The organism is Sorangium sp. So ce131 (genome assembly GCF_051519095.1).
In the GTDB taxonomy this organism is placed as follows: domain Bacteria; phylum Myxococcota_A; class Polyangia; order Polyangiales; family Polyangiaceae; genus Sorangium.
In genome coordinates, this window is record NZ_CP150455.1 from 12,693,134 (window position 1) to 12,710,961 (window position 17,828).

The 17,828-nt window shown below is 72.1% G+C and carries 14 protein-coding genes; 4 read left to right on the top strand and 10 right to left on the bottom strand.

Features of this window, described 5'->3' with window-relative positions; genetic code table 11:
- Nucleotides 1-713: 713 nt before the first annotated feature.
- Both WMF43_RS46215 and WMF43_RS46220 read right to left on the bottom strand, forming a co-directional pair.
- Nucleotides 714-1,658 carry a transposase gene (locus tag WMF43_RS46215; protein ID WP_437675064.1) on the bottom strand — a complete coding sequence of 315 codons (945 nt, stop codon included), beginning with the start codon at nucleotides 1,656-1,658 and terminating at the stop codon, nucleotides 714-716.
- A 406-nt stretch (nucleotides 1,659-2,064) separates the two neighbouring features.
- Complete coding sequence (locus WMF43_RS46220) at nucleotides 2,065-2,547, bottom strand: MarR family winged helix-turn-helix transcriptional regulator (RefSeq protein WP_437675066.1); 483 nt, start codon at nucleotides 2,545-2,547, stop codon at nucleotides 2,065-2,067.
- A 50-nt stretch (nucleotides 2,548-2,597) separates the two neighbouring features.
- Between WMF43_RS46220 and WMF43_RS46225 the strand changes: the two genes are divergently transcribed.
- Nucleotides 2,598-3,275, top strand: coding sequence for a DUF4336 domain-containing protein (locus tag WMF43_RS46225; RefSeq protein ID WP_437675068.1), 678 nt, complete (start codon nucleotides 2,598-2,600; stop codon nucleotides 3,273-3,275).
- A gap of 39 nt (nucleotides 3,276-3,314) precedes the next feature.
- Here WMF43_RS46225 and WMF43_RS46230 read toward each other — a convergent pair whose 3' ends face one another.
- A complete protein-coding gene (locus tag WMF43_RS46230; protein WP_437675070.1) occupies nucleotides 3,315-4,616 on the bottom strand; it encodes an aminotransferase class V-fold PLP-dependent enzyme in 1,302 nt (433 codons plus the stop codon).
- A 279-nt stretch (nucleotides 4,617-4,895) separates the two neighbouring features.
- On the opposite strand from WMF43_RS46230, the gene WMF43_RS46235 reads away from it, so the two are divergent.
- From WMF43_RS46235 to WMF43_RS46245, 3 genes are all read left to right on the top strand, one after another.
- On the top strand, nucleotides 4,896-6,305 hold the full coding sequence (locus WMF43_RS46235) for a LysM peptidoglycan-binding domain-containing protein (RefSeq protein WP_437675072.1): 1,410 nt from the start codon (nucleotides 4,896-4,898) through the stop codon (nucleotides 6,303-6,305).
- Nucleotides 6,302-7,717 carry a hypothetical protein gene (locus WMF43_RS46240; RefSeq protein ID WP_437675074.1) on the top strand — a complete coding sequence of 472 codons (1,416 nt, stop codon included), beginning with the start codon at nucleotides 6,302-6,304 and terminating at the stop codon, nucleotides 7,715-7,717. The genes WMF43_RS46235 and WMF43_RS46240 overlap by 4 nt, the downstream gene beginning before the upstream one ends.
- A 168-nt stretch (nucleotides 7,718-7,885) precedes the next feature.
- Nucleotides 7,886-8,674 (top strand): hypothetical protein, encoded by a 789-nt coding sequence (locus WMF43_RS46245; RefSeq protein WP_437675076.1) that lies wholly within the window; start codon nucleotides 7,886-7,888, stop codon nucleotides 8,672-8,674.
- 16 nt (nucleotides 8,675-8,690) lie between these two features.
- On the opposite strand, the gene WMF43_RS46250 is transcribed toward WMF43_RS46245, so the two are convergent.
- The 7 genes from WMF43_RS46250 to mxcH form a co-directional block, all read right to left on the bottom strand.
- A complete protein-coding gene (locus tag WMF43_RS46250) occupies nucleotides 8,691-9,392 on the bottom strand; it encodes a tRNA-uridine aminocarboxypropyltransferase (RefSeq protein WP_437675078.1) in 702 nt (233 codons plus the stop codon).
- Nucleotides 9,393-9,464: 72 nt separating this feature from the next.
- Nucleotides 9,465-10,247, bottom strand: coding sequence for a hypothetical protein (locus tag WMF43_RS46255; protein ID WP_437675080.1), 783 nt, complete (start codon nucleotides 10,245-10,247; stop codon nucleotides 9,465-9,467).
- 131 nt (nucleotides 10,248-10,378) lie between these two features.
- Nucleotides 10,379-10,666, bottom strand: a complete 288-nt coding sequence (locus WMF43_RS46260) for a hypothetical protein (RefSeq protein WP_437675082.1) — start codon at nucleotides 10,664-10,666, stop codon at nucleotides 10,379-10,381.
- Nucleotides 10,659-11,006: a hypothetical protein gene (locus WMF43_RS46265; protein WP_437675084.1), complete on the bottom strand. Its 348-nt coding sequence runs from the start codon at nucleotides 11,004-11,006 to the stop codon at nucleotides 10,659-10,661. The genes WMF43_RS46260 and WMF43_RS46265 overlap by 8 nt, the downstream gene beginning before the upstream one ends.
- 497 nt (nucleotides 11,007-11,503) lie before the next feature.
- On the bottom strand, nucleotides 11,504-13,126 hold the full coding sequence (locus tag WMF43_RS46270; protein WP_437675086.1) for a PepSY-associated TM helix domain-containing protein: 1,623 nt from the start codon (nucleotides 13,124-13,126) through the stop codon (nucleotides 11,504-11,506).
- A 49-nt stretch (nucleotides 13,127-13,175) separates the two neighbouring features.
- Nucleotides 13,176-14,486, bottom strand: a complete 1,311-nt coding sequence (locus WMF43_RS46275) for a hypothetical protein (protein ID WP_437675088.1) — start codon at nucleotides 14,484-14,486, stop codon at nucleotides 13,176-13,178.
- A gap of 19 nt (nucleotides 14,487-14,505) precedes the next feature.
- The gene (gene mxcH / locus WMF43_RS46280) at nucleotides 14,506-17,469 is read right to left on the bottom strand and encodes a TonB-dependent siderophore myxochelin receptor MxcH (protein ID WP_437675090.1); all 2,964 of its coding nucleotides are present in this window, start codon (nucleotides 17,467-17,469) and stop codon (nucleotides 14,506-14,508) included.
- Nucleotides 17,470-17,828 lie beyond the last annotated feature (359 nt).

Here is a 17,828-nt window from a genome sequence, read left to right on the forward strand (position 1 = left end):
GCGGGGCGACGACGACGACGACGACCCGACCCAGGTTCGACGACGACGACGACGACCCGACCCAGGTTCGGCGGGGAGACCTGGCGACCTGACCCAGGCTGGCGGCGGGGCGACGGCGGCCGGCGGCGATCTGACTGCGGCGATCTGACTCAGGTTAGCGGCCAGCAACCTGACCAGGTTGCGACCCGGGGGGGGTGGCGGCGGAGACCTGACTCGGGTTTGCGGCGGTAAATGCGCGGATGCGGCGGTAAATGCGGCGGCGGCGGCGGCGACCTGCCCGGGTTGGGGTGGCTAGATGGCCGGCAGCGGCAGCCGCAGCAGCACCACCAGCCTGGTGCGGGTTGGGGCAAGCAGCAGTAGCAGCAGGGACCAGCAGCAGCAGAAACCTGACCCGAGTTGGGGCCCGGGCTACCATGATCAGCTCTCGGTAGGACATCGGGCTCCTTCCGACGGCGACCCGCGCCGCCATCGGAAGGAGCCCGTCTCAGAGCCCGACCATGGCGTCCCGAACTGGCCCCATGACCCTGCAAAAAACGCCGTCAGGTGGCCCTATGCGGCTGCAACTAGCACCCTGACTAACGTTAATTATGGGCGCACACACAACCTGGCCCAGGTTGGGATCGTTTGTTAGCACGCGCGAGCTAATCCAGGCTTAACGTCGCTCGATCTATCCCAGTCAGCGTCGACCCGCGGTTTCACCAGCCCAAGGCATCTCACGTTTGTTGCATCCAGGGCGCGACGTCCCCGACCTGCGCGACATCCTCGACACACACCGCATGAAGCACCCGCATGCACCAAGTTCCTGCCGGGAACACGACGGTACGCACGCCGATCCGCCATTGCGCCAGCGCCTCGCGGTATGCCGCACGAAAAGCGCGCAACGCGGTAGCGGCGCGCTGCCGTACCCCCGGCTGCTCGCGGCCCACCGCAAATGTGGGATTGCGGTCACGCAGCGGTTCATCGCTCGTTGCGCGCTCATATGGCGAGACAGTGGTCGCGCGCTCGGCGCCGAGGACCCCGAAGCCCTGCCGCTCCACCTCGGCGCGCGCGTCCGCTTCCTGTCGTTCGAGCTCGGCGCGAACCTTCTGGCGAAAGTCGTCCGCGGCGTCTTGCGCGACACACGGCGGCAGCGAGAGCGCAAGCTCCGCTTCATTGGGCCACTGCGGGTTGGCCGCATCGTAATATGCCTCAGGGCGTTTAGCGATCAACGCTCCGCCCAGCTCGTCCACGAGCACCTTGACGCCTGGCCAGTCGCCGGCTCGTTCGACCAGGCCTGCGGCCACTGGGTTAGCCATGGTGTAGGCAATCTTCTCCACCACCGCCGCTGGGGTTAGGAGGTGGACCACGCTGGTAGGCGCGTTATCCCAGACTGAGCCCTCCCATGCACGGAGCACCTTGGTCCCGAGCGCGATAAGGCGGTGGAAGAACTGCAGAAATTTCGGCAGCACGCCAAGCGTGTCGGTGATCACAAGATGAAGGTGGGTGGACATCATGCAGAGGGCATGGACCTGAATGCCAAAGCGGCGTGCGGAGACGGCGAGCGTATAGAGGACGAGCTGGTTGATGGCGGCGTCCGGCCGGAAGAGCAGGTGACGGCGCAGCGCACGGCGGGTGAGGAGATAGGTGGCGCCGGGGATGATGGAGCGGGGCTGGCTCATGGCCTGAGGGCTATACCAACATCCGTGCCAGGGCAGAGAGCAGCGATATCAAGTACTTACTGACCGTCATGGGTGGCGGCCGTGGGATTTGGCCGGCGGCCGCCACCCCCTGGTCCGGTTGGACGCCCTCCCTTCCCCTTCCCTTACCCCAACCCCAGTCGGTTCAACCGCAGTCAGGTCGTCGTTGTAACCGCGGTCGGTTCAACCCCAGTCAGGTCGTCCGCCGGGTGTTGGCTGGTCGTCGGTTCAACCCCAGTCAGGCCGTCGTCGTCCCAGTCAGGTCGTCGTCGACCCGCCAAGCCAACCCCAGTCGGGTCGTCGTCGGGTCGTCGCCAGGCCAACCCCAGTCGGGTCGTCGTCGCCAGGGCAAACCCCAGTCGGGTCGTCGTCGCCAGGCCAACCTCAGTCAGGTCGTCATCGTCTCGAGCGCCGCGAGCAGCGCCGTTAGCCCTTTCTTCAGCGACGCGACCTGCATCGGGCCCACGGCTCGCACGAGCTCCTCCTCCAGCTCCTCCAGCACCCCGAGCCCGTGCAGCATCGCCTTGATGCCGTGCGGCGTGAACCGCACCCGCTTCGCCCGCCCGTCGTCCGGATCCGGCGTCCTCTCCACGACCCCCGCCGCCTCGAGCTCCTCGACGAGCTGGCTCACCGCTTGCTTCGTCACCCGGGCGCGCTCCGCCAGGTCCGTCAGCCGCGTGCCGTCCAGGTCGATGTACGGCAAGAGCGCGGTGTGCGCCCGCCGCAACCCGGGTGCGCCGCCCCGCGCGATGCGCGCCATCGCCCGCTCGTCGAGCAGCCGCGCCGAGCGGATGAGCAGCTGGCCGAGGCTCGCGCGCTTCCGCCGCTCGAGCTCCGCGATGTCGCCGGGATCCAGGTCGTGCTTGGTCATGATGGTCAACCTACTTGACTAAATGGTCAAGCAGATTTACCAATTGGAGCATGCTGCGACGACTCGATCAAGACCTCTGGGCCGCGGAAGACACGTTGAAGCTCCCAGGCGTCCACTTCCCGCTACGCTCTCCGATCCTCCGCCTCGCCGACGGGGGGCTGCTCCTCTTCTCGCCGCTCCCGAGCGTCGAGCAGGTGGCCGACGAGATCCGCGCGCTCGGGGAGGTGCGGGCGATCGTGGCGCCGAACCTGATGCACCACCTCGGCCTCGCGCCGGCGGCGCGCGCGTTCCCGGGGGCGCGGCTCTACGGCCGCCCGGGGCTCCACGGCAAGCGCCCCGACGTGGCGTTCAGCGGCGCGCTCGGCGACGCGCCGGACCCGCTCTGGTCGGCGGAGGTCGACCAGGTCGCCGTCGGCGGCATGCCCAAGCTCGACGAGGTGGTGTTCTTCCACCGGCCGAGCAGGACCCTCTTTCTCTGGGACGTCTGCTTTCACATCACGCAGAGCGCCCACTTCCCGACGCGCCTCCTCATGCGCCTGAACGGCGCGTACGGTCGGTTCGGCCCCTCCCGCGTCGCGCGCTCGATGATGCGCGATCGCGCCGCCGTGGGCGCGGCGGTCGAGCGGATGCTCGCGTGGGCGCCGGAGCGCATCGTGGTGGCGCACGGCGACGTCGTCGAGCGCGGCGGACAGGCCGCCCTGCAGCGCGCCTTCGAGGGGATCCGCTGAGCCGCCGCCCCGCCCTTTCCCGGGCGCGCCCGCCGCCGATCACGCCAGCGCCCGCACCTCGCGCAGCACCGCCTCGACGTCCGCCTCCGACGTGACCAGGCTCGGCGCCACGCGGACATACGATGTCGCGTAGGGCGCTGTCGACGCGACGATCCTCTTCTCGCGGAGCCTCGCCACCACGGCCGCCGGCGTCATCCCTGCGATCTCGAAGCAGACGAGCCCCGCAGACATCCCGTCGTCGAGCGGCGTGTGGAGCGCGACGTGCTTCATGCCCGCGAGGCCCTCCTTGCACTGGCGGTTCAAGGCGTGGATGCGCTCCGCCACCCTGTCCTTGCCGATGCGCCTGTGGAACGCGAACGCCGCGGGCAGCGCCCATCGGTGCTCGAACGAGTGGAACCCTCCGGGAGACATCATGTTCGCGTTCGTGGCCGGCGCCGGCTGCCCCCGCAGCCAGGCCATGTATCCCTCCTCGCCGAAGTGCGGGATGCTCGGGCGGAGCCTCGGCCAGAGCTCGGCCTTGCCCCAGAGCACGCCCGTGCCTCGCGGCCCGAAGATCCATTTATGACAGCCGGCCGCGAAGAAGTCGCAGCCGAGGTCGGCCATCGTCACGTCGTCGACGCCGAACCCGTGCACGCCGTCCACGCACACGAGGATGCGCTCCTCCGGCGTCCGCCCCTGGTTCGCCCTGGCGACGGCGTCCGCGATGGCGCGCACCGGGGTCTTCACCCCCGAGCTCGAGTGAACCCACGTGATGGCCACGACCCGCGTGGCCGGGGTGAGCGCCCGCGCGATCGCCCCGGCCATGCCCTCCGCCGTGGCCGCGCTGGCCCGGTCGTAGAGGGATATCTTCCGGATCGACGCGCCCGTCCGCTCCGCGGCGAGCCGGAGCGACTCGTGCGTGGAATAGTGATCGTGAACCGTCGTGAGGATCTCGTCGCCCGCCTTGAGCGGCAGGCCGAGGTACAGCGTCGCGAGCCCCATGGTGGTGCTGTCCGTGAGCGCGATCTCCGCGGCCCTGACGCCCATGTACGCCGCCGCGGCCTCGCGCACCGGCGACGTGTCGTCGTGCCCGTGCAGCGCGTCCACGGGGTTCTCGTCGAGCTGCCTCCGCAGCGCCTCGATCGCCTCGCGCACCGGCCGCGGGTGCGAGGCGAGCAGGAAGCCCGTCATGTGGATCCACGCCGGCGACAGCGCGAACTCGTCCCGGACGCGCTTCCACGCGCTGTCCGGCGCCTCCGGCCGATCGCCCTCAGCGGTCGCGGCCTGCGCGTGCGCGCACCCCACGGCCCCGATCGCCAGCAGCCCTTCGAGCAGGCGTCGCCTGGGCAGCGTCGTCGTCATCAGGCGGCATTATGCACGCTCGCCCCGCGCGAGGACGGCCCTTTCGGCGGAAAGCGCCTCGCGAGGCTGGGCAGATCGCACGCTGTTCGTGGTGTCAGCTCCATCCATTCTGGCGGACTCTGCACGATATTCCCGGTCCTCTCGGAAGATCACGACGGCGCTGCGGCGCTCACGTCAGAGAGATGAAGAGGCGTGGCGCTCCGGCTCGTGAGGTCCGATTTGGCCGCCACCCGGCCGCGGCAGGGCGCCGGAGCCGCGAGGCTCGTGTAGGATGCGGCCATGTCCTGCTTTCGACGCCTGCGGCTGCCCGGGATCGGCGGCGACATCGAGCTCGTGTGGCGCGGGCTGGACGACGCGCCGGCCGGCGCGCCGGTCCCCCCCGAGCACCTCGATTTCTTGCTGGCGGCGCGCTGGCTCACCGATCCCCTCGCGCGGCGTGATCTCGTGAGCTTCCTGCTCCATCGCGACGTCGCGAGGGCGCGTTTTCCGTGCTCGTCGTACGACGAGCGCGAGGTGCTGCGAGAGGAGCTCGGCGCGCTGATCCGCGCCGGCGCGGTCGCCGGCGTCGCGATCCCCCGCGCCGGCGACCGCGCCGGGACCGCGGCGCAGGGCGAGCGCGCGCCGTCGGCGCCGTCCGACCGAGGGGCGCCACCCGACCGAGGGGCGCCACCCGATGAGGCGCTGTCGTTCTATGAGCTCCGCCTGGTCGACGAGCTCGAGGCGCCTCTCGCCGGCGTACGCGTCGTGATGTCCACGCCGGCCGGCTCGATCACGAAGACGACGGACGCACAGGGCATCGCGCGGGTTGATTCCGCGCCTCCCGGGGTGGGGCGCGCCTCCGTCGAGAGCCTCGCCGAGCTGCGGCGTCGGCTGGAAGGACAGGAGCAGAAGCCGCGCCGCGCGAGGCCGCTGCCGCAAGGCGAGGACTGGCACGTCCGCACGCTCGCGAAGGCGGCCGAGTCCATCTCGTTGCCCGACGGCGCGCGCCAGCACCTGATGGTCGTCACGCGCACCGACGTGTTCGGCCAGGCGATCCGCTGGGGAGATCTGTCGCTCGCGGACGCCTCGGGCCCGTGGTCGCTGCGCCCCGGCGGCGAGGCGGTGCTCACGCTCCACGCGGACGCGACGCAGCGCGAGGTGACGGTGCTCGGCGGGCCGTACGAGCTCCCGGAGTTCGCGCCGCCGAAGTGCGGCCCGCCGCCCGGGGAGGCGGCCCGGTGGGAGCCGCCCGACGTCTACATCGTGCAGCCGGGCGACACGCTGAGCCTCGTCGCGCGCCGCTACCTCGGCCGCGCCGATCGATGGCGCGACATCTGGGCGCTCAACCAGCCTGCTGACGCGGGGCGTTCCCCGGATCTCATCCATCCGGGCGATCGTCTGCTCATGCCGCCCGAGGCCGTGCCGCCGGGGATCGGCCCTGGATCACCCGCGCTCACCGGGCCGCCGGCGGGCGCGATCGCGCCGCCGGCGTGGCTCACGGTGGCGGTCGACTGGATCCACGAATCGCTGCTCGGCGAGCGTCTCGCCGACGTGCTCGCGTTCCTGGAGCGCCTGCCCCTGGAGCCCCCCGCGCCGCCGGTCGCCGCGCCGCCGCCCGTCATCGAGACGCTGGTCTTCGAGGCGCACCTCGCCGCGATCGCCTTGGAGGGGATCGTGGATGGACCTTTTGACGACGCCGAGGAAGGATGACGCTCAAGGTATCGATCACCTGGGACAACGCGAACCATGCGCTCCTGCCCGAGGCGCACGCGGACGTGAAGCTCGACGGCGGCGGGGTCACGCTCGACGGGAGCGCCCCGGGCCGCCGCGAGTACACGATCGCCGATGGCGTCGCGCGGGTCGCGCTGAAGGCGAGCTTCTCCGCCTCGTTTGGTCCGGTCCAGGGCTTTGCGCCCGAGAGGAAAGGCGTCTCGTCGACGGTCGCGGTCTCGGCCGGAGCGCTGGCGCTGGAGGTCCTCCGCGCCCAGCAGGAGTTCGATGTCGTCGACGGCGGTACGCGCCTGAGCCCGGTGAGCCAGCCGAGCTACGCGGGGCCGCATCCGCTCGTGGACCTGAGAGGGGCGGCCAACGTGCACGGCTCGGCGGCGATCAAGATCCGCACGGACTTCGTGGACATCACCGGGTTCTGGAGGGCTTACGCCGGCGGGTGGGGCTACTACGAGGCCGAGCGGAAGCCGGGCACCCAGCTCGTCGTGCTCGGCTCGACGAGCGCGTCGCCGCTGATCTGGTTCGCGAGCATTCCGGACGTATGCGCTGGCTTCACGAACGGGTTCACGTCGTGCCTGGTCTTCTTCCGGCCCGGGAACTACGAGTACGAGCGGCTCGATCAGCCCCACCAGATGTCGGCGCTGGCCCGTTATCTCCTCAAGCCGAAGGAGGAGGGCGACCCCACGGCGCAGTTCTGGGAGCGCGACTACATCGACGGCAGCACCGGCTACAACCTCATTCGCTGCGGCTTCGAGGACGCGCTGGTCCGCAGCCGGCGCGCCGTGGTCATGCTGCATCCCTGGCAGAGCGGCTCCAGCTACGGGACGGCGGCCGGCGCCTCGCTGCCGTCCCTCTGCGAGGGGGCGATCCGGCTCCTCTGGGCCTCGCAGCGCATCTGCCGGAGCACGGGCAACGTCCGCCTCGGCCGCCTGGGGATCTCAGGCTTCAGCCTCGGCGGCGGCGCGATGTACCCCGCCCTCGCGGCGAACATCGGCCGCGTCGACGAGGTGTACGCGTTTGATTGTCTCGGAGCGAAAAATTCCGGCCCCAGCGTGGCGCGATGGGTCACGTCGCGCCCGGAGGCGCGGCTCCGCATGGCGGGCAGCGGGCGCAATGTCGCGTACCATCAAGCCATCTATCGGACGATCCAGACCACGAGCGGCACGACAGCGCCGCTGCCCCGCGTCTCCGCGCTCCCCGAGAGCGAGCAGGGCTACAGGAAGGGGGCGAACCCGCTCTGGGATCATGTCCTCAAGGAGCGAGAGGACATGCGCGCACACGGAGACACACGGCACCAGTTCGCGATCTTCGGCGGTCACGTGGCGCTCCCCGGTCCGTTCGCGAAGACGTTCCTCCTGCGGTTCTTGGAAGACTCGCTGTTCCAGGTCGCCTGAACGCGGGTGCCCCGAGCTCTCGGTGGCCTCGCCGTAGCGGCGCACCACCTCCGACACGCTCCTTGCGAGCGTGGCAATATCGACTGCGATTGAACCGATCGCACGTGCAAAAGTCCACTGCGACGGGTCTTGGTTGAGCGTGAGTTGGAATGCCCATAGACTCAACGGATGCTTACCCCTTGGAACAGCTCATGTACCCTCGCGCTCGCCGCGACGCTCATCGCTTCTGTGCTGTCAGGCTGTGTTGGTGAGCTGGGCGGCGTGCCGATCGAGGGCGACGGCAGCGGGCCATCGAGCGGCGCCGGCGCCGGGAGCCACGTGGGTGATCCGGGCAGCGGGCCGAGCACCGGCGGTGATGGCTCGACCGCTGCCGGCACCGGCGGCTCCCCCGGTGATGGCAGCGGCGGCTCGGTCGTCGTGGGCACCGGCGGAGGCGGCAGCGGCGGCTCGGTCGTCGTGGGCACCGGCGGAGGCGGCAGCGGCGGCTCACCCGCCGGGGGTACCGGTGGGGCGGGCGGCGACGACAACGGCTCCGGGAGCGGCGCTGGCGGCGCCGGCGGGACGAGCGGCACCGGGGGACCGACGAGCGTGGCGGAGCTGTGTGTCGATACGATCAACCGGCACCGCGCCACGCTCGGCTTGCCGCCCCTCGGGCGCTGGGTCGAGGCGGAGTCGTGCTCCGATCGAGAGTCCGAGTCCGATGGGAACACCGGCCAGGCGCACGGCGCGTTCGGCGCCTGCGACGAGAGGGCCCAAAACGAGTGCCCCGGCTGGGGCGGCCCGGCCGAGTCGATGATCGTCCCCTGCTTGCAGCTGATGTGGGATGAAGGACCCGGCGAGGATTTCGAGAAGCACGGCCACTACATCAACATGAGCAGCACCTCCTACACGGAGGTGGCTTGTGGGTTCCACACCTTCGCGGACGGGAGCGTCTGGGCGGTGCAGAACTTCCGGTGACGGGCGCGGAGGATGTTCACGGGCTCTCTGGCTCGTGACGTGGTGAGACCCGGAGCGCCTCGGCGCCGTCCTCCGCTTTCTGAGCCTCCGCGCCACCCTCGAGCGTCCCGGTGAGCCGCACGCGCGTCGCGCGGTGCACCCACACATCGAACGCCTCCATCATGCGCCGCTCGATCGCCGCGCCCTCGAGCACGCCGAGAGCGCGCGCGACGGCCTCCAGCGTCGACAGGGCGCCCTCGTGCGGAGCGCGCCGCAGGCCGTAACGGCTCGGCGCGCCCTGCGGCAGGGTGACCGGCTCGGCGCCTCGCGCGTCGGGATCGCGGTGCAGGGCCCGGCGCGCCTGGTTCCAGTTGCCGTCGGGGACGAGCAGCACCACGGGCTCGCCGCGCGTGTCCTCGGGCGACAGGGCGCGCGCCCCGGGCGACGGAAAGAGCACGAGCCTCCGCCCCTCCGGCAACGGCGGGCGCGGCTGCGGCGCGATCTCGCCGCGCACGCGCACCTCCGCGCCGTCGAGCAGGCGCGCGACGAGCCGGCCCGTGTTGGTGCTCCTGGTGCGCTCCACCCGGTGGGTGAGCAGCACGACGCGCGTGCGCACCGGGAGCCGGGGCAGCGCGCCGCAGAGGCACATCGCCCGCGGCAGACCGCAGCCGCGGCAGCGCGGCGTCCCTCGCGCGCGGATGGGGGGCAGATCGGGCGGCTGCAGCGGGACGAAGGTCATCGGGGCAGGACCGGGCGATCTCCCACGCGCAGGCCTCCTCGGTCAATGCGACCGGGGTCGGGCCGAGCGCCCTCAGGGGGCGCGGCGAAACACGCCATCTCGCCAGCGGTAACGCCCGCGGGCACCGCAGATCTGCCGGTACCCGGCGAGCACCTTGCGCAGCGGGGCGCGCTTCGCTTCGGGGAGCTCGCGGAGGTCCCTCTCCACCGACGCGATCGCCTGGTCGCAGGTCGGTGCGGTCACCCCCCGCGGCCGCGGGGCGTCCACGAAGCGGATGGCGTCGCCGTCGACGACGGGAGCGATCTCCGCGCGGCACCCCGCGACGTTGGGCGGGCATTCCTCGATCGACGCCGCGGTCGGGAGGTCGAGCACGGGGCGCAGGCTGCGCTCGTGCTTCACGTAAAGAACCGTGTGCTCGACGAACGGGAACGCGGCGGAGACGGGCTGCTCGTGCCCCAGCGTGCAGACGAGGACCTCGTGCGGCGCGCCCGGCATCTCCAGGGCTCGATCGCAGCTGCAGGCGTTGAGGAGCGGGGCGCCCGCGACCGGTATGCTCGACCAGCAGCTCTTGTCGGGCCGCCACGTCAGGCCGCGGGCGGCGAGCCAGGCGTCGACGTCGAACGGAGGCGGGGACGCCGGTCCGGTCTCCTCCGAGGCGGCGGGGGGGGGCGGCGCCGCGGCGGAAGGCGCTGCGGCCGAAGGCGCCGCGGCGGAAGGCGCTGCGGTTGTCGGGGCGCCGCCGGCCTCATTCCCCTGGGGCGCCGTCGTTGACCGGCGGCAGCCGAGCACTCCCAGGACGAGCACGACGGCGGCGAGCCGGGGGAGGAAGGCGCGTGATCTCGATCGTGCCCGCATCGAGAGCAGTCTATCGCGGGTGGTCGCCGAGCACGCGCGCGCCGCCGGGATGCGGCCGGGGCGGGCCTGGTCGCGATCGGGGCACCGCTCTTTGACCACCCACGAGCGCTGACCGCTCGGCGGGTGGACATTTACTGTGGGACTGCATACGCAAGCGCCCCGAGCAGGGCGCTGATTGCCGCGCAGACGGCCCACGCCCGCGCGGCGCTGCGGGCCAGGAACGCGAGGCACATCGCCCCGACCCAGAGCGGGACCGCGAGCGCGTAGCCCAGGATGAACCGCGCCTCCTCGGCGAGCGGGGCGAACCGCGAGAGGCAGGCGCCCCCGAGGACGGCGATTGGAAGCGTCCCGACGAGCGCTGCCAACACGCGCAGGGCGGCGTTGAGCCGGGCGGACCGGGCGAGCTGCTGGCTACCCATGGCACGCCCCCACGGACGAGAGCACCGCGATGGCCGGCGGAGACAGGAGGGCAGGGATCCACGCGGCACGCGGCCAGACGGGCGCGATCAGGACGAAGAGGCTGGCGGCGGCCATGAGGGCCGTGAAGGCGACGAGGATCGCTGACGGCCCGGCCTCGGCGCGGCTCCACAGCCACACCGAGAGCGCGAAGGCGGCCGCAGCGAGGCCCCGCGCCGCGGCGCTCCAGGCGCGCTTCCCGCGCAGCCTCGCCGCGACGCCGAACGGAATGCGCTCGGGGCGCGCCGCGTGCAGCAAGGCGAACGCGAGGTACGCCGCCAGGATCGAGGCCGTCTCAACCACGGCCGGCCGCCTCGCAACCCCGGTCGGTGGCGCAACCTCGGTCGGTCCCGCCGCCGCAACCCCGGTCGGTGGCGCAACCCCGGTCGGTCCCGCCGCCGCCGCCGCAACCCCGGTCGGTGGCGCAACCTCGGTCGGTGGTGCAACCCCGGTCGGTCCCGCCGCCGCAACCCGGGTCGGTCCTCTCGGCGCAACCCCGGTCGGTCCCGCCGCCGCAACCCGGGTCGGTCCTCTCGGCGCAACCCCGGTCGGTCCCGCCGCCGCAACCCGGGTCGGCGGCGCAACCCGGGTCGGTCCTCTCGGCGCAACCCGGGTCGGTCCTCTCGGCGCAACCCGGGTCGGTCCTCCCGCCGCAACCCGGGTCGGTCCTTCCGGGTAGCCCGGCTGCGGCGCAACCCCGGTCGGTCCTCTCGGCGCCGCAACCCGGGTCGGTCCTCTCGGCGCAACCCGGGTCGGTCCTCCCCGGGTCGGTCCTCCCGGTTATCCAGGTCCTCCCGGTCTCACCCAAGCGAGCCTCCGCTGCGCGCGTACGCTGGCCGCCCCTCCGGCATGAGCCCCGCCTCGCCCTGGTCCACGGCCGCCGCCTCCCCATCCGGCGCGACCCTCCGCGCCGTCCGTCGCAACGCCGCCCGCCGCAGCGCCCAGGCCGAGGCGCAGAGCGCCGCCGCCGCCACGAGGAGCCCCACGTCCACGGCCACCACCGCCGCGACCTTCGGCCCGGCGCCGAACAGGCCCGCGCCCGACCAGCGCGCCGCGAGCGCGGGCACCGGCAGCAGCAGGAGCCCCGCGACCCCGAGCTGCCGCCAGAAGAGCCCCCCGCCGTCGCGCGCCGCGAGCGCCCAGGCGACGCACAGCCCGAGCGCCGCGACGAACGTGAGCTCCTCGGCCGCCGCGCGCCCGCTCCAGCCGAGCGGAAACGCCCGGCTCGCCAGGAAAAGCGCCGCGATCGCCACGAACGTCCCCGCGCCCACGCCCGCGGTGAGCCGCGCGAGCAGCCGGTTCCCGACGCTCGCTCGCCGCGCCTCCCGCCGCGCGACCCAGATCCAGTTCCCCGTGAGGATCGTGGCGCACGTCCCCAGCGCCATCACGAAGAACAACACGCGCAGGACGGGGCCGCCGAAGTCGGCGAAGTGGAGCCCGTTGATCCAGCGGGTCACGCTCCCCCGCGCCCCCTCCGTGCTCGGCGTGTCCGCGGCGAGGATCGCGCCGTCCGTCGCCCGCAAGCGCACCAGCCCGCGCCCGAACGGGACGCCCTCGATCGGGCCGCGCACCTCGACGATCCCGTCGTCGAGCCCGCGGTGCCGCACGCGAAACGCCTCGGGCTTTAGCCGCGGCTCCACCGCGCGCAAGCGCGCCGTGAGCTCGTCCAGCGTGAGGTTGCGCGCGGGCACCCCGGGCCCCCCCTCCTGGGCGAACGTCATTCCCCACGCCACGCGCTCCGCCCGCAGGACGTCGCCCCCGAACACCGGCCCCGTGAACACCTGCAAGAGCAGCCCGCCGAACACCAGGAACGCGCCCGTGTACGCGTACATGACCTGGAACGGCAGGCCCATCACGCCGAGCACCTTGTGCATGTCCGACCACAGGACACGGCGCGTCTTCTCCGGCCGGAACTGATGGAACTGCCGGACGATATCCTTCAGGTGAATGAGCACCCCGGTCGCGAGCGCGAGCAGCAGCGCGACCGACAGCGACCCGGCGAGGTAATACAGCCACTCGCCGGTCGCCTTGTGCCAGAGGTAGTGGAGATCGAAGAGGAAGCTCGAGAGCCGCTCGCGCTCGGGCACCAGCCCCTCGTGGATCCACGCCGACGTCTCCGCGCCCTCCGCGTAGTAGCGGAGCTTCGCGGCGCCCAGCCCGTCCTTCGGCGGGTAGAACCAGAGCTGCTCCGGCGCCGCGCCGGCCGCCGCGAGCCCGCGATCAAGCGCGTCCTCGAGCCCCCCCTGCGCCGCGGCGGACCGCTGCTGCGCGATCGGCTCCTCCCACACCGCGAGCTGATCCCGGAACAGGGCGATCCCCCCCGACAGGAACATCACGTACAGCAAGAGCCCCCCGATCACGCCGGTCCAGGCGTGCACGTCCCAGAAGGTCGTGAAGGCGTGGCGGGAGAGCTTCTTGGACATCGACGAACACCCTGTCTTCGCGCGCGGCGCGCCGCGCGCGCTGCGCCCTTTACCTCACCTTCGCCACGCCGTGCAGGAACCCCGGCGTCGTCAGCCCGCGCTTCGGGCCCCCCTCGGCCGTGAGCTCGATCAGCGTGGTCTCCGCGTAGTCGTCCGTCGTCTCGGTCCCGAAGACCCGGCCATCGATCTGGAACCAGGAGACGTCCGACGTCCCGGGGCTCAGCTCGTCGACCGGCGCGGCCTCGTTCGCCGCGGTGTCCCACCGCCACCACCGCCACGCCTTCTGACCCGTGAGATCCCACGTCACGCTGTCTTCCTCGACCGTGGCGAGGTCCTCGTCGAACACCCGGAGGAAGATGCTGTCGCCGCCGCCGGGGATGGGCTCGCCCGCGATCGCGCCGTCCGTCAGCTCGCCGAGGGGCTGCAGGTAGTCCTTGTCGAAGGCGTCCGCGTCCTTCTGCACGCGCAGCGCGCACGGCTCGGTCGGCAGCCGGTCGAGCCGATGGGCCGCGCCCGCGAGCGCCGAGCTCACGAAAACCACGTCGCCCGAGGTCGTCTCGACGGCGTGCGTGATCCCGCCGCAGCGCTCGTCGACGTCGACCCGCGCCACGGTGTCCGTCGCGGTGTCGATCACGACGAGCCCGGTCTCCGCGAGGATCGTGTCGTTCTGCTCCCAGTCGAACCACCCCACCGAGAAGAGGAGCTTGTCTCCGCGCAGGAACGACGCGTAGCCGTACAGCGCCAGGTAGCCGTCGCGCGTGGTCTCCGGCAGCGCGATGCGCCCCGCGATCTCCATCGTCGTGGGGTTCCAGACGATGAGCTGCTCGCCGTGGCGATCCGGGTAATACGCCTTCGTCGGGGAGACGAAGTACATGGTGGGCCAGAGGTCCTGCACGCCGAAGGGCTGCAGGCTGATGCTCGCCCCCTCCTGCTCGAGCGCGCCTCGCGCGTCGAGCGTGTAGCGCGAGATCGTCGGCGCGTCGCCGCCGCCGATGGCGAACCAGCCCAGCTCGTCGAGCGAGTAGAGCTTGGCCGAGCCCGGCAGCTCGAGCGCCTGGGCCAGGTCCACCTCCGTGCCTTGCTCGAGCGACGGGACCGTCTGGAAGTAGGACGTCGTCGAGGTGTCGTCCCAGACGCGCGTCCCGATCAGGAACGCCGGCACGCCGCTGTCGACGCTCCCGCCGCCGCCGCCGCCCCCGCCGCCGCCGCTCGGGTTCGTCGGCCCCTCTCCGCCGCCGATCGGGTCGGTCGGCCCCTCTTCGCAGCCGCCGTTGCCGAGCGCAGCGGTCAGGATCCCGAGCGTGCCGAGCGTGGTCCTCGTGCGCCTCGACGCCAGCATGCTGTCCCAGATCGTCCTCATCGGTTCTCCTGACTCTCCGTCACATCTCCAGCGTCGCCTTGGAAAAGAAAGCCCTTCCGGGCCGCTGGACACCGTAGAAATCGAAGGCCGGCTCGTCGGTGAGGTTGTGGCCCTCGACCGTCAGGCTCAGGGTGCGCGGCGCGAGGCGCGCGACGTAGGTGAGCGCGAGCGAGTGCAGGAGCTGCGCCGGCACGCGCGGCTTGTCCTTGCGCCGCCCGTCCTGCTCCCAGCTGAGGAAGAACCCGTGCACGTAACGTGTGCTCCAGGTGAGCGCGAGCTCGTCGCGCGGCGCGGCGACCTCGCGGAGCTCGACGCGCGCCGACCCGTTGGCGAAGAGCCACGGCCGGTTCGGCATCCGCTGGCCCGCGTTGCGGGCGAAGCTCCCCTCCTTCGACGTGTTGCGGAAGTCCTCGTAGGTGAGGTTGCCGTCGAGGGCGAGGTGCTCGCCGGGCGACGTCCAGCCCGCGGCGGCCTCGACCCCCAGCGCCCGCGCCGAGAAGACGTTCTCGTACCTGGAGATCTGCCCGTTGCCGATCAGCACGATGAGGTCGTCGGCCTCGCGGAGATAGCCGTTCGCGTCGAGCCGCCACGCGCCCCAGGCGGTGTCGCGGGCGTCGAGCGCGACGCCGAGGTTCGCGTTGTGGCTCGTCTCCGGCGAGAGATCGAGCCCCTCGCTCTCGCGGATCATCACCCCGTCGCCGAAGACCTCGTCGGGGCTCGGGAGCCGCGTCGCCCACTCGTAGGACGCCTTGGCGTAGAGCTGCTCGCTGAAGCGGTAACGCAGTCCGTCGCCGGCGCCGAAGCGGTGGGTGTCGCGGTCGCGCCGGCGGAAGCGGTCGGTGAGCCCCTGGAGGCTCTCCTCCGAGCGCAGGAGCTGCACATACTCCTTCGCGAAGAGGAGGTTCTCCAGGCGGTCGTCGAGCAGGTTGAGCTGGTGCTCGACGCCGTGCACCCAGCCGACCAGATCGCGCTCGGCCGTGAGCGGGTCGCGGCCCGCGGGGTTCTTCGGCCTGCGCTCGTCTCCCGTGCGCGTGAAGAAGGTCGGCGAGACGGAGATCTGGAGCGCGTGCTCGGGGTGGGGCCGGTAGCGGAGGTTCAGCCGTCCATAGCCGCTGTGCGACCAGAACACCTGGTCTCGCGGCGAGTTGTCGTCGATCTCGCCTGGTTTGCCCTGCTCGCACTGGCCGAACCAGTCGTAGGTGCACGTGCTGACGTCGAGGAAGGTGGCGCGCCCGTACGTGTACCCGAAGGTCGCGTCGAGGGCGACGCCGCGGCCGAGCACGTGCTCGTACCGGAGCGTCGCGCCCGGCGTGATCTCGCCGCTCGTGACCGCGCCGTAGGGCACCTCCATGACGCCGAACTTGTGCTGGTGCTCCTTGTGGTGATCGGAGACGAAGGCGCGCAGGAGGAGCCGCCGCGCCCAGGGCCGGTTCACGAAGCCGAGCTCGACGCCGCCGCCCGTCGCGCGGTAGGCGTCGTGGAAGCGGTAGGGGTGGGCGGGGCGCCGGACGTAGTCGCGGCCGGGCACGGGGACATCGACCGGGTAGTCGTTCCGCGCGTAGTCGAAGAAGCCGTTCACGCGGGCGAAGAAGCCGCTCGGCTCGTGCAGGTGTCGCGCCGTGGCGGTGAGCCGGTGGGTGTCGAAGGACCCGACCTCGTAGGACGCCGCGCCGTGGGTGCCGCGCACGTCCTGGTCGGTGACCAGGTTGACGGCGCCGCCCAGCGCGTCGGCGCCGAGGCGGACCGGGACCACGCCACGGTGGATCTCGACGCGATCGATCAGGTTGACCGGCACGTTGGCGATGCCGAACGGGTAGCCCGCGAAATCGAGCGGGACGCCGTCGAGGAAGAAGCGGATCTGGTCGTCCGAGAGGCCGCCGAGCGAGAAGCGCGTCGAGGACCCGAGCCCGCCGGTGCGCCGCACGCCGATGCCTTCGGTGCGGGCGAGCACCTCGCCCATGTCGGCGGCCTGCCGCTGCGCCTGTTCCGTGTCGATGACCGTGACCGTCTGGGCGGACTGCCGGAGGCGCTCCACCACGGAGGACCCGCGCACGGTCACCTCGACGGGCGCGGGCGCCGTGGCCGCAACCTGGGCGCCCGGGGTTGCCGCCGGGGTTGCCGCAACCTGGGTGCCCGGGGTTGCCGCAACCTGGGTGCCCGGGGTTGCCGCAACCGGCGCAACCTGGTTGGGGGTGCCTGGGTTGCCGTTGCCGATGCCGGGGTTGCCGGCCGCAACCTGGTTGGGGCTGCCGCCGGCCGCAACCTGGTTGGGGTTGCCGGGGTTGCCGGCCGCACCCTTGCCGGCCGCAACCTGGTTGGGGTTGCCGGGGTTGCCGGCCGCAACCTGGTTGGGGTTGCTGCCGGGGTTGCCGGCCGCACCCTTGCCGGCCGCAACCTGGTTGGGGTTGCTGCTGCCGAGGTTGCCGAGGTTGCCGGCCGCAACCTGGTTGGGGTTGCTGCTGCCGGGGTTGACCTGGGTGCCGGGCGCCCCCGCAACCTGGTTGAGGTCGCCGGCGCCGCCGGCTGGGTCGCCCCCCGTGGCCGGCGCCTCGGGCAGCCGGAACTCGTACCCGTACAGGATCCGCGCGGCGACCGGCGCGCCGTCGCGGCGCGCCGGCGTGAACCGGAGCCGGCGCGCGGCCTCGCGGGCCGCCTCGTCGAAGCCCTGGCCGGCCGGCCCGACGACCTCCGCCTCGGCCACGTGCCCCGCCGCGTCGACCAGGAGCTTCAGCACGACCTTGCCCTCCAGCCGCGCCGCGCGCGCCCCGGGCGGATACGCGGGCTCCGCGAACTCGACCAGCCGCGGCGGCTCGATCCGCCGTCCGTCGCCGGCGGCCGTCGGCGCACGTTCGCCGCCCCCTGATCCAGCACCCGGCGCGCCCGCCTCGCCCTGGCCGCCCCCGCCCGGTCGCGCAGGCCTCCCCGAGGCGCCCGCCTCCTGGGCGTGCGCCGCCATGCGCATGCCGGGCAGCAGGAAGGCCAAGGCGCCTGCAAGCAGGCCTGGAAGGGCGAAAGAGCGTTGCGTCACCGCGTCAACCATCGGCCCGCAGAGGCGCCGGCGCGTGCGGGGTCCTGAGAGGCGGGCAGGGGATCATGTCCGCGCCGGATCCCCTGGTACCGGAGTTGAAAACCAAAGTCAATTTCACCCGTAAATCCCCGATAGAAAACCAAATCTGGAAATTTTCCGCTTGACGCATCCCCCAGATGTGTTCCATACCCCCGCCACCAAGAAAATAATAATCGTTTTCATTTTCAACAAGGCAACCCCGGTCGGTTCTGGCAGCCGCCGTGATGCTCGCCGGGCAGGTCTTTACGTGGGCTCGCAACGCGGCGCGTCGTCGC

Bases quoted from the DNA above. Each gene is read 5' to 3' on its own strand.
- WMF43_RS46215 (WP_437675064.1), bottom strand. From the start codon at position 1,658: ATGAGCCAGCCCCGCTCCATCATCCCCGGCGCCACCTATCTCCTCACC.
- WMF43_RS46220 (WP_437675066.1), bottom strand. From the start codon at position 2,547: ATGACCAAGCACGACCTGGATCCCGGCGACATCGCGGAGCTCGAGCGG.
- WMF43_RS46225 (WP_437675068.1), top strand. From the start codon at position 2,598: ATGCTGCGACGACTCGATCAAGACCTCTGGGCCGCGGAAGACACGTTG.
- WMF43_RS46230 (WP_437675070.1), bottom strand. From the start codon at position 4,616: ATGACGACGACGCTGCCCAGGCGACGCCTGCTCGAAGGGCTGCTGGCG.
- WMF43_RS46235 (WP_437675072.1), top strand. From the start codon at position 4,896: ATGTCCTGCTTTCGACGCCTGCGGCTGCCCGGGATCGGCGGCGACATC.
- WMF43_RS46240 (WP_437675074.1), top strand. From the start codon at position 6,302: ATGACGCTCAAGGTATCGATCACCTGGGACAACGCGAACCATGCGCTC.
- WMF43_RS46245 (WP_437675076.1), top strand. From the start codon at position 7,886: ATGCTTACCCCTTGGAACAGCTCATGTACCCTCGCGCTCGCCGCGACG.
- WMF43_RS46250 (WP_437675078.1), bottom strand. From the start codon at position 9,392: ATGACCTTCGTCCCGCTGCAGCCGCCCGATCTGCCCCCCATCCGCGCG.
- WMF43_RS46255 (WP_437675080.1), bottom strand. From the start codon at position 10,247: ATGCGGGCACGATCGAGATCACGCGCCTTCCTCCCCCGGCTCGCCGCC.
- WMF43_RS46260 (WP_437675082.1), bottom strand. From the start codon at position 10,666: ATGGGTAGCCAGCAGCTCGCCCGGTCCGCCCGGCTCAACGCCGCCCTG.
- WMF43_RS46270 (WP_437675086.1), bottom strand. From the start codon at position 13,126: ATGTCCAAGAAGCTCTCCCGCCACGCCTTCACGACCTTCTGGGACGTG.
- WMF43_RS46275 (WP_437675088.1), bottom strand. From the start codon at position 14,486: ATGAGGACGATCTGGGACAGCATGCTGGCGTCGAGGCGCACGAGGACC.